16 protein-coding genes are annotated in these 15,114 nt (G+C 70.0%); 12 read left to right on the top strand and 4 right to left on the bottom strand.

Annotated elements, in window-relative coordinates; translation table 11 throughout:
• Positions 1–48: 48 nt before the first annotated feature.
• The 7 genes from cobA (at position 49) to infC (ending at position 5,645) form a co-directional block, all read left to right on the top strand.
• Complete coding sequence (cobA, locus tag EEY80_RS14490; protein ID WP_126977569.1) at positions 49–813, top strand: uroporphyrinogen-III C-methyltransferase; 765 nt, start codon at positions 49–51, stop codon at positions 811–813.
• Complete coding sequence (locus tag EEY80_RS14485) at positions 810–1,115, top strand: DUF2849 domain-containing protein (protein WP_126977567.1); 306 nt, start codon at positions 810–812, stop codon at positions 1,113–1,115. Before cobA ends, EEY80_RS14485 begins: the two co-directional genes overlap by 4 nt.
• Positions 1,108–2,775: a nitrite/sulfite reductase gene (locus tag EEY80_RS14480; RefSeq protein ID WP_126977565.1), complete on the top strand. Its 1,668-nt coding sequence runs from the start codon at positions 1,108–1,110 to the stop codon at positions 2,773–2,775. Before EEY80_RS14485 ends, EEY80_RS14480 begins: the two co-directional genes overlap by 8 nt.
• Entirely contained in the window at positions 2,765–3,583 is an 819-nt protein-coding gene (locus EEY80_RS14475) for a phosphoadenylyl-sulfate reductase (protein ID WP_126977562.1), read from the top strand. The genes EEY80_RS14480 and EEY80_RS14475 overlap by 11 nt, the downstream gene beginning before the upstream one ends.
• A complete protein-coding gene (locus tag EEY80_RS14470; RefSeq protein WP_126977560.1) occupies positions 3,580–3,951 on the top strand; it encodes a DUF934 domain-containing protein in 372 nt (123 codons plus the stop codon). Before EEY80_RS14475 ends, EEY80_RS14470 begins: the two co-directional genes overlap by 4 nt.
• Before the next feature lie 104 nt (positions 3,952–4,055).
• The gene (locus tag EEY80_RS14465; protein ID WP_126977558.1) at positions 4,056–4,895 is read left to right on the top strand and encodes a ferredoxin--NADP reductase; all 840 of its coding nucleotides are present in this window, start codon (positions 4,056–4,058) and stop codon (positions 4,893–4,895) included.
• Between the two features lie 141 nt (positions 4,896–5,036).
• Complete coding sequence (gene infC, locus EEY80_RS14460) at positions 5,037–5,645, top strand: translation initiation factor IF-3 (protein ID WP_328590529.1); 609 nt, start codon at positions 5,037–5,039, stop codon at positions 5,643–5,645.
• A gap of 108 nt (positions 5,646–5,753) precedes the next feature.
• Here the strand turns inward: infC and ndk are convergent, their stop codons facing one another.
• Positions 5,754–6,176 (bottom strand): nucleoside-diphosphate kinase, encoded by a 423-nt coding sequence (gene ndk / locus EEY80_RS14455; protein WP_126977556.1) that lies wholly within the window; start codon positions 6,174–6,176, stop codon positions 5,754–5,756.
• A gap of 264 nt (positions 6,177–6,440) precedes the next feature.
• On the opposite strand from ndk, the gene EEY80_RS14450 reads away from it, so the two are divergent.
• The 4 genes from EEY80_RS14450 (at position 6,441) to EEY80_RS14435 (ending at position 10,349) form a co-directional block, all read left to right on the top strand.
• Complete coding sequence (locus EEY80_RS14450) at positions 6,441–8,288, top strand: ABC-F family ATP-binding cassette domain-containing protein (RefSeq protein WP_126977554.1); 1,848 nt, start codon at positions 6,441–6,443, stop codon at positions 8,286–8,288.
• A gap of 83 nt (positions 8,289–8,371) precedes the next feature.
• Positions 8,372–9,022: a MarC family protein gene (locus EEY80_RS14445; protein ID WP_126977552.1), complete on the top strand. Its 651-nt coding sequence runs from the start codon at positions 8,372–8,374 to the stop codon at positions 9,020–9,022.
• A gap of 44 nt (positions 9,023–9,066) precedes the next feature.
• Complete coding sequence (locus EEY80_RS14440) at positions 9,067–9,660, top strand: retropepsin-like aspartic protease family protein (protein ID WP_126977550.1); 594 nt, start codon at positions 9,067–9,069, stop codon at positions 9,658–9,660.
• Positions 9,660–10,349: a M48 family metallopeptidase gene (locus EEY80_RS14435; RefSeq protein WP_126977548.1), complete on the top strand. Its 690-nt coding sequence runs from the start codon at positions 9,660–9,662 to the stop codon at positions 10,347–10,349. The genes EEY80_RS14440 and EEY80_RS14435 overlap by 1 nt, the downstream gene beginning before the upstream one ends.
• Before the next feature lie 33 nt (positions 10,350–10,382).
• On the opposite strand, the gene EEY80_RS14430 is transcribed toward EEY80_RS14435, so the two are convergent.
• The 3 genes from EEY80_RS14430 to EEY80_RS14420 all read right to left on the bottom strand — a co-directional run bounded on the left by EEY80_RS14430 (position 10,383) and on the right by EEY80_RS14420 (position 13,474).
• Entirely contained in the window at positions 10,383–11,453 is a 1,071-nt protein-coding gene (locus tag EEY80_RS14430; protein WP_126977546.1) for an aldose epimerase family protein, read from the bottom strand.
• 6 nt (positions 11,454–11,459) lie between these two features.
• Entirely contained in the window at positions 11,460–12,272 is an 813-nt protein-coding gene (locus EEY80_RS14425; RefSeq protein WP_126977544.1) for an RlmE family RNA methyltransferase, read from the bottom strand.
• 83 nt (positions 12,273–12,355) lie between these two features.
• A complete protein-coding gene (locus EEY80_RS14420; RefSeq protein WP_126977542.1) occupies positions 12,356–13,474 on the bottom strand; it encodes a Ppx/GppA phosphatase family protein in 1,119 nt (372 codons plus the stop codon).
• A 224-nt stretch (positions 13,475–13,698) separates the two neighbouring features.
• Between EEY80_RS14420 and rimK the strand changes: the two genes are divergently transcribed.
• Positions 13,699–15,096, top strand: coding sequence for a 30S ribosomal protein S6--L-glutamate ligase (gene rimK / locus EEY80_RS14415; RefSeq protein WP_126977540.1), 1,398 nt, complete (start codon positions 13,699–13,701; stop codon positions 15,094–15,096).
• Positions 15,097–15,114 lie beyond the last annotated feature (18 nt).

Here is a 15,114-nt window from a genome sequence, read left to right as displayed (position 1 = left end):
ATACGGGAATTTTTTTCTATATTCCAGAGAAGAACAGCGAGGTGCCCCATGCCGTCCAGCCAGTCCGAAATCGCGCCCGTGCTCTTCGTCGGCGCGGGCCCCGGCGATCCCGACCTGCTGACCCTGCGCGCCGCCCGCGCGCTGGCGGCGGCGGATATCGTCCTGCACGACCGGCTGGTGGGGCCGGGCGTGCTGGCGCTGGCCGGGCCGCAGGCGACGCTGATCGCCGTCGGCAAGGAGGGCTTCGGCCCCTCCACCCCGCAGACCGAGATCATCGCCCTGATCCTCGCCTTCGCGCGGGCCGGGCGCCGCGTGCTGCGGCTGAAGGGCGGCGATTGCGGCATCTTCGGCCGGCTGGACGAGGAAACCGGGCCGCTGGCCGAGGCCGGGATCGGCTACGAGATCGTCCCCGGCATCACCGCATCGGTCGCCGCGGCCGCCGCCATCGGGCAAAGCCTGACACGCCGGGGCCGCAACACCGGCCTGCGCATCCTGACCGGTCACGATGCCGAAGGCTTCGCCGACCAAGACTGGCGCGCGCTGGCGCAACCGGGTCAGGTGGCCGCGATCTACATGGGCAAGAAGGCCGCGCGCTTCGTGCAGGGCCGGCTGATGATGCATGGCGGCGATCCCGCGACCGAGGTGACGGTGGTCGAGAATGCGAGCCTGCCGCACCAGCGTATCGTCGCCACCACCCTCGCCGCCCTGCCCGGCTGTCTGGAGGATGTGGCCGGCCCCGCCGTGATCCTGCTCGGCCTCGCGCCCCGTGCCGCGGCCCTTGCCCTTCCCGAACTGAAAGAGGCCCTGTCATGAGCCGCCGCTTCACCCCGAAAGTCGTCACCGCCAACGATCTGCTGGAAGGCGACGTGATCTATCTGACCGCGGATGACCGCTGGAGCCGCCATCACCACGAGGCCGAGCTGATCGAGGACGAGGCGCATGCGCAGCTGCGCCTCCTGTTCGCGGAAAGCCAGCGCGACCGGGTGGTGGGCGCCTATCTCGCCGATGCCAAAGCCGGCCCCAGGGGTCCCGAGCCCACCCATTTCCGCGAGGCGTTCCGCACCCGCGGCCCGTCCAACTATCCCCACGGCAAGCAGGAGGCGCAGCATGTATAACTATAACGACTTCGACCGCGCCTTCCTGGCCGAACGCAATGCGCAGTTCCGCGCCCAGGTGGAACGCCGCATCGACGGCAGCCTGACCGAGGAAGAATTCCGCCCCCTGCGGCTGATGAACGGGGTCTATCTGCAGCTGCATGCCTACATGCTGCGGGTCTGCATCCCCTATGGCACGCTGAACCCGGACCAGATGCGCCGGCTCGCCCATGTCGCCGAGACCTGGGACAAGGGCTATGGCCATTTCACCACCCGGCAGAACATCCAGTTCAACTGGCCGAAGCTGAAGGACATCCCCGACATCCTCGACAGTCTGGGCGAGGTGGGCATCCACGCGATCCAGACCTCGGGCAACACCATCCGCAACACCACCGCGGATCACTTCGCCGGCGCCGCCGCCGACGAGATCGAGGACCCGCGCCCGGTGGCCGAGCTGATCCGGCAATGGTCGACCGACCATCCGGAATTCCAGTTCCTGCCGCGCAAGTTCAAGATCGCCATCACCGGCAGCCCGAACGACCGCGCCGTGACCCGCGCCCATGACATCGGGCTGCGGATGATCCGCAACGCCCGCGGCGAACCGGGTTTCGAGGTGCTGGTGGGCGGGGGTCTGGGCCGCACGCCGATGCTGGGCGCGGTGATCCGCGACTTCCTGCCCAAGGCCGACCTGCTGCCCTATCTGGAAGCGATCGTCAGCACCTACAACGTAATGGGCCGGCGCGACAACAAGTACAAGGCGCGGATCAAGATCACCGTCTTCGAGAACGGCATCGACACGTTCAAGGCGGCGGTCGAGGACCGCTTCGCCGAGACGCGCGCGCAGTTCAGCGGCGTCGACCAGCAGATCCTGCAGGGGATCGAGGCGCAGTTCGCGCCCCCCGCCTTCCGCAACGCGCCGGTCGATGCCTATGATACGGCCTATGCCGCCGATCCGGTCTTCCGGGCCTGGGCCGATACCAACCTGCATCCGCACCGGGTGGAGGGCTATGCCATCGTCACCGTCAGCCTGAAGGCGCATGGCGCGACGCCGGGCGATGCCTCGGCCGAGCAGATGCGGCTGCTGGCCGATCTGGCGGAACGGCACGGGCATGGCGAATTGCGGATCAGCCACGAACAGAACGTCATCCTGCCCCATGTCCATCGCGCCGACCTGCCGCAGATCCATGCCGAACTGCAGGCGGCGGGGCTCGCCACCGCCAATGTCGGGCTGGTGTCGGACATCATCGCCTGCCCAGGCATGGACTATTGCGCGCTGGCCACCGCCCGCTCGATCCCGGTGGCGCAGGAAATCGCCACGCATTTCGACGCGCTCGGGCTGGAACAGGAAATCGGCCGGCTGAAGATCAAGATCTCGGGCTGCATCAACGCCTGCGGCCATCACCATGTCGGCCATATCGGCATCCTCGGGCTCGACCGCGCGGGGGTGGAGAACTACCAGATCACGCTGGGCGGCGACGGCACCGAAACCGCGGCCATCGGCGAACGGGCGGGGCCGGGCTTCGCCTACGATCAGGTGGTGCCCGCCATCGAGCGGTTGCTGCGCGCCTATCTGGCGGAACGCGCCGGGCCGGAAGAAGCCTTCATCGACGCCTATCGCCGGCTTGGCCCCGCGCCGTTCAAGGCCGCGCTCTATCCCGAAGAGGCGCGCGATGCCGCATAACGCCCTTGCGCGGGTGGAACCGCCCGCGCCCGTGCTGGACCCGACGGCCGAGCGCGTGATCCGGCTGAACGACCGCTATCGCCATCACGGCGCGGTGGCGGTGCTGGAACATGCGCTGAAGGATGTCGATCTGGGGCGCATCTCGCTGGTCTCCTCCTTCGGGGCGGAATCGGTGGTGCTGCTGCATTTGATCTCGGTCATGGCGCCGGACCTGCCGGTGCTGTTCATCGACACGCAGATGCTGTTCCCCGAGACGCTGGAGTATCAGCGGATGCTGGCAGAAAGGCTGAAGCTGACCGACCTGCGCACCATCACCGCCTCGGACGCGGCGCTGGCGCTGGACGACCCCGACGGGACGCTGCACCAGTTCAACACCGATGCCTGCTGCCATCTGCGCAAGACGGTGCCGCTGGAAACCGCGCTGAAGGACTTCGACGCCTGGATCACCGGGCGCAAGCGGTTCCAGGGGTCCACGCGTGCCGCGCTCGACTTCTTCGAGGAGGAAGAGGGCACCGGCCGGGTCAAGATCAACCCGCTGGCACACTGGGGCCGCGAGGATCTGGAAGAATACATGGTCCAGAACCGCCTGCCCCGGCATCCGCTGGTCGCCCGGGGCTATCCCTCGATCGGCTGCGCGCCCTGCACGAGCCCGGTCAAGCCCGGCGAGGACCCGCGCGCCGGACGCTGGCGCGGCTCGGCCAAGGAAGAGTGCGGCATCCATTTCATCAACGGTCGCGTGGTGCGCGGCCCCCTGCCCGCCTCGGTCAACCTGACCGATGGCAGCGACCCGAAGGAGGACGTGGCATGAGCGTGATCGTCCGCGACGACGGTTTCCACCCGGACGACTGGCACGGCGTATCGCTGGACCTGGCGCCCGATACCTGCCTGTCCACCATCGAGGACCGGCTGGCCGGCATCGGCATGGTGATTGTCGAATTCCCGGCCTTCTCCGACGGGCGCGGCTTTACCATCGCGCGGCGGCTGCGGGCGCTCGGCTATGTCGGGCGGCTCAGGGCGCGCGGCCATGTGCTGGCCGACCAGTATGCGATGGCGCGGCGGTCGGGCTTCGACGAGGTGGAGATTTCCGACGATCTGGCTGCCCGTCAGGATGCCGCGCAGTGGCGGTTCCGCGCCGACTGGCAGGCCCATGACTATCAGTCGCGGCTGCGGGCCTGACAGGCCCCTTGCCCGCCCCCCATATCGCGATAGAAGGAGAGACGCGCCCGAGCCGCCCGGCAGGCCCCCCTGCCCAGCCCCGCCAGCCGCGCGCAGCCAGACCCATGACCGAACAGAGTGCCGTGACCCAGACCGCCGCCAGTGCCGCCATTCCCGCCGTCAAGACGCTGCCCGATGCGCAGACCGTCACCGCTGTCACCCATTGGACCGACAGCCTGTTCTCGTTCCGGGTGACGCGGCCGCAGTCGCTGCGCTTCCGCTCGGGCGAATTCGTGATGATCGGGCTGATGGGCGACAACGGCAAACCCCTGCTGCGCGCCTATTCCATCGCCTCGCCCAGCTGGGACGAGGAACTGGAATTCTACTCGATCAAGGTGCCGGACGGGCCGCTGACCTCGAAGCTGCAGCATATCCAGCCGGGCGACGAGATCATCCTGCGGCCGAAGCCGGTGGGCACGCTGGTCCATGACGCGCTGCTGCCGGGCAAGCGGGTCTGGTTCCTCGCCACCGGCACCGGCATCGCCCCCTTCGCCAGCCTGATGCGCGACCCCGAGACCTACGAGAAATACGATCAGGTCATCATGATGCACACCTGCCGCACCGTGGCCGAACTGGAATACGGGCGGCAACTGGTCGAGGGGCTGCGCTCCGACGAGCTGATCGGCGAGATGGTCGAGGGCAAGCTGCTCTACTATCCGACCACCACCCGCGAAGCCTCGCCGCATATGGGCCGGATCACCGACAACCTGACCTCGGGCAAGGTCTTCGCCGATCTGGGCATCGCGCCGATGACGGCGGCGGACGACCGGGCGATGGTCTGCGGCAGCCTGGCCTTCAACAAGGATGTGATGGCGGTGCTGGAAGGCTTCGGCCTGCACGAGGGCGCCAATTCCGAACCGCGCGAATATGTGGTGGAAAAGGCCTTCGTGGGCGACGGCGTCTGACGCGCCCCCCGTCCCGATCCCTCCGGCCGGCCTGCGGAACCGCTCTGGAACCGCAGGGCCGGCCGTTCCGTTTTGCCCCGGAACCGCCGCCCATCGGACCGCCCGCAATGACGTCCGCATGACGGTCCCGTGAAAACGCGGTTGAAAGCCCGCGTCCCTGCCCCTATTTTCCGCGCCAATTCCCCCGATGGCTGTAGAAGGAATCCTACCATAGCCCGCAGACCCCACAATGCCCCGCCGCAACGCGACACCGGCCCCCGCGTCAACGACCGCATCCGCGCCCCCGAGATCCGGCTGATCGGCGCCGATGGCGAGAATGTCGGCGTGGTGACCCCCGGCCGCGCGATGATGCTGGCCGAAGAGGCGGGACTCGATCTGGTGGAAATCTCGCCGAACGCGGTGCCGCCGGTCTGCAAGATCATGGACTTCGGCAAGTTCAAGTACGAACAGCAGAAGCGCGAGGCCGAGGCCCGCAAGAAGCAGAAGATCATCGAGATCAAGGAGATCAAGTTCCGTCCCGGGACCGACCTTCATGATTACGAGGTCAAGATGCGGTCGGTCTTCAAGTTCCTCGAAGAGGGCGACAAGGTGAAGATCACCCTGCGCTTCCGCGGCCGCGAGATGGCGCACCAGGAACTGGGCATGGAACTGCTGAACCGCGTCGCGGGCGATGTGGCCGAGAAGGGCAAGGTCGAGTCGATGCCGAAGCTGGAAGGCCGGCAGATGATCATGATGATCGCGCCGCGCTGAGTCGGCACAGGCTGAAATGCAGAAGGGCCGGCGCGGGGATCTCCGCGCCGGCCCTTTGCGTTTCCGCCGGGATGGCGGCGCCGGGGCGCCGCCGTGCCTCCGGTGTCGTCAGCCGACCAGTTCGAGGCCCGAGAAGAAGAACGAGATTTCCTCTTTCGCGGTTTCCGGCGCGTCCGAGCCGTGGACCGAGTTCTCGCCCACCGACAGCGCGAATTCCTTGCGGATGGTGCCGTCCGCCGCCTGCGCGGGGTTGGTCGCGCCCATCACTTCGCGGTTCTTCGCGATCGCGCCCTCGCCTTCCAGCACCTGCACGACCACCGGTTCCGAGGCCATGAACTCGCACAGTTCGCCATAGAAGGGGCGTTCCTTGTGCACTTCGTAGAACTTGCCGGCCTGTTCCAGCGTCAGCTTGATGCGCTTCTGCGCGACGATGCGCAGGCCCGCTTCCTCGAACTTGGCATTGATCTTGCCGGTCAGGTTGCGCCGGGTCGCGTCCGGCTTGATGATGGAGAGGGTGCGTTCGGTCGCCATGTCGGTCAGCCCTTGGGTTGGACAGCGTGAAAGGGTCGGCGGGCCGGCGGCCCGCCATCTTGCCGGCGCCTGCTAGCACGGGCGCGCGCGCTTGGAAACCCGCCGTTTCGGGCGGCGGCCGGCGCGGGGACAGGAAGAGGGGGGCGCTGCCCCCCGCCGGCCTGCGGCCGCCTCCCCCCGGGATATTTGCGAACAGAAGATGGGGCGGCCCGGTTTCCGGCAGGCTCTGTTGACGCGGGCGCGCGGCTGAGGCAGCAAGCAGCCATGCTGAAGATTTCCGACATCACCTATTCCGTCGAGGGGCGGCCCCTGTTCGAGGGCGCCTCGGCCACCATTCCCACCGGCCACAAGGTGGGTCTGGTCGGGCGCAACGGCGCGGGCAAGACCACGCTGTTCCGGCTGATCCGCGGCGAACTGGCGCTGGAGGGGGGCACGATCTCGATCCCCGCCCGGGCGAGGATCGGCGGGGTGGCGCAGGAGGTGCCCTCCTCGGCCACCAGCCTGATCGACACGGTGCTGGCCGCCGATACCGAACGCGCGGCGCTGATGGCCGAGGCCGCGACCGCCACCGATGCGCATCGCATCGCCGAGGTGCAGACCCGGCTGGCCGATATCGACGCCTGGTCGGCCGAGGCGCGCGCCGCCTCGATCCTCAAGGGGCTCGGCTTCGACGATGCGGCGCAGCAGCGCCCCTGTTCGGATTTCTCGGGCGGCTGGCGGATGCGGGTCGCGCTGGCGGGCGTGCTGTTCGCGCAGCCCGATTATCTGCTGCTGGACGAACCGACCAACTATCTCGACCTCGAGGGCGCGCTGTGGCTGGAAAGCTATCTGGCGAAATATCCCCATACCGTGCTGATCATCAGCCATGACCGCGGCCTGCTGAACCGGGCGGTGGGGGCGATCCTGCATCTGGACGACCGCAAGCTGACGCTGTGGTCCGGCCCCTATGACCAGTTCGCCCGCCAGCGCGCCGAACAGCGCGCCGTGCAGGCCGCCGAGGCCCGCAAGCAGGAGGCGCGCCGCGCCCATCTGCAAAGCTTCGTGGACCGGTTCAAGGCCAAGGCCAGCAAGGCCCGGCAGGCGCAGAGCCGGGTGAAGATGCTGGAGAAGATGACGCCGATCACCGCGCCCGAGGAGGCGGCGAAACATGTCTTCACCTTCCCCGCGCCCGAGGAACTGTCGCCGCCGATCCTGCGGCTGGAAGGCACGGCGGTGGGCTATGGCGACCGCGCGGTGCTGAGGAAGCTGGACCTGCGCATCGACCAGGACGACCGGATTGCCCTTCTGGGCCGCAACGGCGAGGGGAAGTCCACCCTGTCGAAGCTGCTGGCGGGCAAGCTGCCGGCGATGGCGGGGCAGATCCATCGCGCCTCGAAACTGCGCATCGGCTTCTTCGCCCAGCATCAGGTCGAGGAACTGCATCTGGACGAGACGCCGATCCAGCATGTGCAGCGCCTGCGCCCCGAGGAAGGCCAGCCCCGGCTGCGCGCCCGGCTGGCGGGCTTCGGCCTTGGCGCGGATCAGGCGGAAACGCGGGTGGGGCGGCTGTCGGGCGGGCAGAAGGCGCGGCTGTCGCTGCTGCTTGCCACCATCGACGCGCCGCATCTGCTGATCCTCGACGAACCGACCAACCACCTCGACATCGAAAGCCGCGAGGCGCTGGTCGAGGCGCTGACCGATTATTCGGGCGCGGTTATCCTCGTCAGCCATGACATGCACCTGCTGGGGCTGGTGGCGGACCGGCTGTGGCTGGTCAAGGACGGCGCGGTGACGCCCTATGAGGACGACCTCGAGGCCTATCGCGCCCTGCTGCTGCAATCGGACGAGCCGAAGCCGGAGAAGCCGAAGCCCGAGAAGAAGCGCGCGAGCCGCGACGAGATCCTGGCGCTGAAATCCGAACTCCGGAAATGCGAGGAGCGCGTCGGCAAGATCGAGGAGATGCGCGGCAAGCTGGCCACCAAGCTGGCCGATCCCGAGCTTTATGAGCCCTCCCGCGCCGGCGAGCGCGAGACCTGGCAGAAGAAATATGCCGAGGTGATGGAGGGCCTCGACCGGGCCGAGGCGCTGTGGCTGGCCGCGCAGGAGCGGCTGGACGCGGCCGAGGCGGGCTAGGGGCGGCAACCGGACGCGGCGGCAGACGCGGCGGCATTGCCCGCGCGCTTGCGCGGCGGCCGGCGCCGGGCCAGTCTGCGCGCATGGCCGACCCCTCGTTCTACGTCACCGCCTTCGTCACCCTCTTCGTCGTGGTCGATCCCATCGGCCTCGCGCCGCTGTTCATCGCGCTGACGCAGGGCATGGACGCGCGCCACCGCCGCGCCATCGGCCTGCGCGCCACCGCCATCGCGCTGGTGCTGCTGACGGCCTTCGGCCTGTTCGGCGAGGGGCTGCTGTCCGGCATCGGCATCTCGATGCCCGCCTTCCGCATCGCCGGGGGCGTGCTTCTGTTCCTGACCGCGCTCGACATGCTGTTCGAGCGCCGCACCCGCCGGCGCGAGGACCAGTCCGCGCCCTCGGCCGCCGACCCGGCCGACGATCCGTCGATCTTTCCGCTGGCGACGCCGCTGATCGCGGGGCCGGGCGCGATGGCGACGATGATCCTGCTGGTCAACCGCCCCGGCGCGGGCTGGGGCCATGTCGCGGCGGTGCATCTGGTGATGGCCGGGGTTCTGGGCTGCGTGCTGGCGCTGTTCATGGTGGCGGGCCCCATCGAGCGCGCGCTCGGCCGCACCGGCACGCTGGTGGTGACGCGGCTTCTGGGGATGCTCCTGGCCGCGCTGGCGGTGCAGTTCGTGCTGGACGGGATGCGCGGCGCGGGAATGATCGGGATGCTGCCCTCGGGCCGCTGACAACGGCGCCGCCGCACCCTACATCTGCAAGGGGAGGACCGCGCGTGACCGGCGACGAGATTGCACGACTGATCTATCTGGGCCTGCTGGCGCTGGCCGTCGGCGGCTCGATCGCCATCCTGTGGCGCGGACGTCTGGGGCAGATGGCGGCCCAGGCGGCGGTCTGGGGGCTGATCTTCCTGGGCGTGGTCGCCGCCCGCGGGCTGTGGGACGATATCGGCCGCGACGTGATGCCCCGGCAATCGGTGTTCGAGGCCGGCGCGGAGGGCGGCGCCCGCGTCGAGGTGCCGGTCGGCCCCGACGGCCATTACCACCTGACCGCCGAGCTGAACGGCGTGCCCGTCCGCTTCGTCGTCGATACCGGCGCGAGCGACATGGTGCTGAGCCGGGCGGATGCCGAACGCATCGGCATCGACCCGGCGGGGCTGGCCTATGTCGGCCGGGCGCAGACCGCCAACGGCATGGTCGCCACCGCCCCCGTCCGCATCGACAGCGTGGTGCTGGGCGGGATCGAGGATCGCCGGGTGCGCGCCACGGTCACCGACGGCGGGCTGGAGGATTCCCTTTTGGGCATGGGTTATCTCTCGCGGTTCGAAAGCCTCGAGATCCGGCGCGACCGGCTGATCCTGACCCGCTGATGCTGAAGTTCCTGCCCTTCCTGCTGATGATCGGCTACGGCCTGCTGATGTGGCGGCTGTCGGCGATGCGGCTGCGCCACGAGCTGGACGCGAAGTCGGTGCGTCTGGCCGATCCGGCGCTGGAACCGGTGCTGGAGCGTCTGGCCGAAGCGGCGGGGGTGGAACGCATCCCGGTCCGCATCTACGAGGTCGATGTGGTCAACGGCCTTGCCGCCCCTGACGGGCGCATCTTCCTGACCCGCGGCTTCTATCGCCGCTTTCGCGCGGGCGAGGTCACGGATACGGAACTGGCCTCGGTCATCGCGCATGAGATGGGGCATGTGGCGCTCGGCCATGCGCGGCGGCGGATGATCGACTTCGCCGGGCAGAACGCGGTCAGGATGCTGCTGATGACGGTGCTGGGCCGGCTGATCCCGGGGCTTGGCATCTGGCTCGCCGATCTGGTGACGGGGCTGGTCGCGGCCCGGCTGTCGCGCGGCGACGAATACGAGGCCGACCGCTGGGCCTCGGCGCTGCTGGTGAAGGCGGGGATCGGCACCGCGCCGCAAAAGGCGCTGTTCCGCAAGCTCGACCGCCTGACGGGCGCGCGCGGCGCGCCGCCCGCCTGGCTGATGAGCCATCCGAAAACGGCAGAACGGATCGCCGCCATCGAGGCGAACGAGGCGCGATGGGGGCTGCCGCAGCCGTAAGGGGCGCGGCCCCTCCGGCCCGGGCCGGGCCGTTCACCCCGGTATAGTATCGCCGACCGGAAGCCGCAGGGGCGCGCCCCGTTCCGGGTGCAGCACCAGCCCGCCCTCGGCGCTGACGGCGGCGAGCCGGGTCCAGCCGGGCGGGCGCGGCAGGGCGAGGATCGCCTGCCAGGTCCGGTGCACCCGGCCCGGCGCCAGCGGCACGCAGGAGGCCACGCCCTCGGCCGCGATCCGGTTCGCGCCCGCGGCGGCGCGGCTGCCCTCGTCGCCGGCGGTGCAGCCGTCCTCGATGCCGATCACCCCCAGATGCCGCCCGTCCCAGGGGGCGCGGTCGCGGCCGCCATTCGACAGCCACAGCATCGTCACCGGCAGCGTGGCGGGGTCCTTCAGCACCAGCACCAGATCGTCCTCGGCCTCTCGCATCGCGCAGGTCCAGCCGAGCCGCGCCCCCGGCGCCTCGACCAGCGTCAGGAAATCTTCGTGCCCCGGAGGCCAGGGCCAGCGGTGCAGGTCGCAGGGACCGTCGACACCGGGCAAGGCGGCCAGGTCGATGCCCCGCGCGGCGATGGCCAGCCGGTGCCGCCCCGGTTCCGCCGCCGTCGCCGTCAGCGCCGCGCGTTTGGGCGAGAAGGACAGATGCCCCGGCCCGGCAAAGCGCAGCATCGGATGATGGGCGAGCGTCAGCGTCCCCTGGCCGCCCGCGATCTCGTGCCGGGTTTCCAGCAGCGGCAGCCCGGCGCGCAGGGTCAGCCGCTTGTCGATACGCGCGCCCCGCACCGGCGCCCGCAGCCGCAGCAGCGCCTCGGCCCGGTCCGGGCGCTCGGCCACCTCCAGCACGTCCCAAGGGCTGTTGGCGGCGGGGCCGTGGATCGGGCCGCCCGGGTCCAGATCGTCGCGGCCGAAGGGGGCCGACAGGAAGTCGCCCTCCAGCCCCGCCTCGACCGGGGCGAGGCCCGCGGGCACCGGCCCGCCCACCCAATGCGCCCGGTGCAGCGGCCGGCTCACGCGCGGACCATGCGCGAACCACAAGTCGGTCAGCACGCCGCGGCCAAGGTCGATCTCGACCCCCGCATCCGCCACGGCCAGCCGCAGGCGGTCAGCCACGGGCTGTCACTCCTCGGCCCAGGGATCGTCCTGCACATCGGCGCGCGGGTCGTCCGGGTCGGGCTCCATCTCGCTGCGGCGGCCACGAAAGCCCTGCGCCACCACGAATTTCTCCGACGAATCCGCGCGGCTCGCCGGCGGCTTCACATTGGCCACCTTGCGGAAGTTGCGCTTCAGCACCGCCTGCAGCTGGGTCTCGGCCCCGCCCGCCAGCACCTTGGCGACGAAGGTGCCGCCCTCCTCCAGCACGTCGAAGGCGAACTCGGCCGCCGCCTCGCACAGCGCGATGATGCGCAGATGGTCCGTGCCGCGATGCCCCGAGGCAGAGGCCGCCATGTCCGACATCACCACATCCGCCGGACCGCCGAGCCAGGCCTTCACCTTGTCATCCGCGCCCTCGGACAGGAAATCGAGCTGGTGGATATCGGCCCCCGCGATCGGCTCCACCTCCTGCAGGTCGACGCCCAGCACGGTGCCTACCTTCTTGCCGGATTTCTCGCCGAGCGCGTTCACCCGCTCCACCGCCACCTGGCACCAGCCCCCCGGCGCGCAGCCGAGGTCCACCACCCGCGCGCCGGGCACGAGGAAGCGATAGCGGTCGTCAAGCTCGAGGATCTTGTAGGCGGCGCGGCCGCGATAGCCTTCCTTCTTGGCCCGCTGCACATAGGGGTCGTTCAGCTGGCGTTCCAGCCACAGGGTCGAGGACAGTTTCCGGCCCTTCGCGGTCTTGACCCGCACCCGCAACTCGCGCTGGCCCCGGCCCGAGGTATTGCCCCCGCCGCCGCCTGCCCCGCCGCCTGATCCCGGTATCTTCGCCATCGCCGCCTTCCTGTCCAAGGGCGTCCAGATAGCGGGCCGCGGCGCGCATCGCAACCGTCCCGCGCAATCGCCCGCCCCGCCCGTCAGAGCGCCCCTTCCGCCAGCACCCCATGCGCCGCCATCTGCGCGTAAAGCAGCCCCTCGCGCAGGCCCCGGTCCGCGACCGACAGCCGGTCGGTGGGCCAGATCCGCATCAGCGCCTGCAGGATCGCCGCGCCCGACATGATCAGCGTGTGCCGGTCGCGGCCGATGCGCGGGTCGGTGCGCCGGCCTTCGGGGCCGAGCGCCAGATAGTCGCGGATCACCCGGTCGATCTGGTCCGAGGTCATGCGCAGCCCGTCGACCTTGGTCCGGTCATAGCGGCGCAGGCCCAGATGGCTGGCCGCGACCGTGGTCACCGTCCCCGAGGTGCCGATGATCTGGAACCCCTCGCGGGTCTGGGCGGCATTGTAGGGCGAGAAATCGGCAAGCTTCTCCTCGAAGAACCAGCTCATCAGCGCGAAGCGGGCGGCATCGTCCTCGACATCGTGGAACTGGTCCTTCAGCGTCGCCACGCCGAGCGGGACCGAGATCCAGTCCACCACCCGCGCCGCCGGGTGATTGGTCACCGGTTCGGACCGGAAGCCCGCCGACAGCCGGGTGATGGCGCGGGGACGGTCCGGCCCCGGCACGCCCGACAGGTCGATCCAGACCAGTTCGGTGGAGCCGCCGCCGATATCCACCACCAGCAGCTGTTCGGTCTTGGGCGACACCAGCGGCGCGCAGGCGATCACCGCCAGCCGCGCCTCTTCCTCGGGCTCGATGATCTCCAGCGGCAGGCCGGTCTCGCGCCGGACATAGCGCAGGAAGTCGCGGGCATTGCGGGCGCGGCGGCAGGCCTCGGTCGCGACCAGCCGCATGTGCCGGACCCGGTGCTGTTCGATCTTGCGGCGGCAGATCTGCAGCGCCTGCACCGTGCGGGCCATCGAGGCACGACTGAGCTTGCCCGAGGCCTCCAGCCCGTGGCCCAGCTGGACGGTCTTGGAAAAGCTGTCCACGACCTCGAACTGCGCACCCTGCGGACGGGCGATCAGCATGCGGCAACTGTTGGTCCCGAGATCCAGCGCCGCATAAAGCGGCGCCGGCTCGGGCGCATCGGATGCGAGAGGCTCGACCGCAGGGACCGGGAGCGCCCCCGCACCCGTGGGACGCCTGGGCGTCATCGTCACGCCCTCCGATATCAAGTTGTCCCCACCGTAAGGAGCAACGGGCGCCGGCGCAAGCCGGCAGGTCGGCCCGACATCCCCGCCCCGCGCACGGCATCCCTGCGCCGGGCGGGCGCGACTGTCACATTCCTGTCGGAATGCTCGGGCATCCCACGGCCCGAACGGGCGCCGGACCCGATGCCCCCCGGGACCCGACTGCCCGACAGAACTGCGAGGCCGCGATGAAGGATGTCTCCGCCACCCCCTTCCGGCTGGGCTGGGAAGAATGGGTGGGCCTGCCCGCGCTCGGCCTGCCGGCGCTGAAGGCCAAGGTCGATACCGGGGCGCGGACCTCGGCGCTGCATGCCTTCGACATCGAGCCCTTTGGCCCCGTGAACGCGCCGAAGGTGCGCTTCGCCATCCATCCCGTCCCCGGCCGCCACGACCTGACCATCCCCTGTTCCGCCCGCATCGTCGACCGGCGCGAGGTCATCAGCTCCAACGGCGAGATGGAGTACCGCTACGTCATCCGGTCCGAGATCGAGATCGGCCCCCGGCGCTGGCCGGTGGAGATCACCCTGACCGACCGGGGGGCGATGGCCTACCGGATGCTGATCGGGCGGCAGGCGCTGGCCGAAGGGGTGACGGTCAGCCCGACCGAAAGCTTCCTGCAACCGGAACGCGGCTACGAGGTCTATTCCTCGGCGGCGATGAAGACCCAGGCCCCGCCCCGGACCCTGCGCATCGCCGTGCTGTCGCGCGAGGGCGGCGCCTATTCCACCCGGCGGCTGGTGGCCGAGGGCGAGGCGCGCGGCCATGTGGTCGAGGTGCTGGACACCACGCGCTGCTATCTTGCCATCAACGCGCTGGAACCGGCGGTGCATTACGACGGCCAGCGCCTGCCCCGCTTCGACGCGGTGGTGCCGCGGATCGGCGTGTCGGTCACCGCCTATGGCGCGGCGGTACTGCGCCAGTTCGAGGCGGCGGGCACCTTCGTGGTGAACCCCTCGGACGGCATTCTCGCCAGCCGCGACAAGCTGATGGCGCATCAGGTGCTGGCCCGCCACCGGGTGCCGATGCCGGTGACGGCCATCGCCTCGTCGCCCAAGGATACCGACAACCTGATCGGGCTGGTCGGGCAGGCGCCGCTGGTGGTGAAGCTGCTGGAATCGACCCAGGGCAAGGGCGTGGTGCTGGCCGAGACGCGCAAGGCTGCGCAATCGGTGATCTCGGCCTTTCGCGGGCTGAAAGCGGATTTCCTGGTGCAGCAATTCGTCAAGGAGGCGGGGGGCGAGGACATCCGCGCGCTGGTGATCGGCGGGCGGATCGCCGCGGCCATGCGCCGGGTCGCGGCGCCGGGCGAGTTCCGGTCGAACCTGCATCAGGGCGGCCGGGCCGAGCCGGTGAAGCTGACCCGCGCGGAACGCGAGGTGGCGCTGCGCGCGGCCCGCGCCTTTCGGCTGGGGCTGGCCGGGGTGGACATGCTGCGCTCCGCCGAGGGGCCGAAGGTGCTGGAGGTCAATTCCTCGCCCGGCTTCGAGGGGGTGGAGGCCGCGTCGAACCGCAACGTCGCCGCCATCCTGTTCGAGGAGATCGAGCGCCGCGTCCGCCCCGCCCCCGCCCGGCGCCTGAAGGACTGACCGGCGACGCTCGCCGCG

The organism is Frigidibacter oleivorans, from assembly GCF_003993775.1.
GTDB lineage: Bacteria > Pseudomonadota > Alphaproteobacteria > Rhodobacterales > Rhodobacteraceae > Frigidibacter > Frigidibacter oleivorans.
This window is presented reverse-complemented; position numbering and strand designations above follow the sequence as displayed.